This window comes from Acinetobacter sp. AL9 (assembly GCF_041464035.1).
Classification (GTDB): Bacteria; Pseudomonadota; Gammaproteobacteria; order Pseudomonadales; family Moraxellaceae; genus Acinetobacter; species Acinetobacter towneri.
Map to the genome: position 1 here is coordinate 1 of NZ_JAYFSK010000199.1, position 328 is coordinate 328.

At 49.7% G+C, this 328-nt stretch carries 1 pseudogene; it reads left to right on the forward strand.

The features are described from left to right. Window positions 1-328 (forward strand): annotated as a pseudogene (locus ACEO2X_RS14315) (hypothetical protein); the annotation flags it as partial.

Consider the following 328-nt stretch of genomic DNA (forward strand, 5'->3'; position numbering starts at 1 on the left):
CCATCGTCGCTGCAAACAAAGCTGCTGCCATCGAAGCGAACCGTGTTGCTCTTGTGGCTAAAGCGAAAGCTGCTGGGCTTACTGATGCTCAAGCCGCTGCATATGCAGATGCCAATAAAGAAGCAACTTCTCAAAATGCTCAAACAGCTCTAGACACCATCGTCGCTGCAAACAAAGCTGCTGCCATCGAAGCGAACCGTGTTGCTCTTGTGGCTAAAGCGAAAGCTGCTGGGCTTACTGATGCTCAAGCCGCTGCATATGCAGATGCCAATAAAGAAGCAACTTCTCAAAATGCTCAAACAGCTCTAGACACCATCGTCGCTGCAAA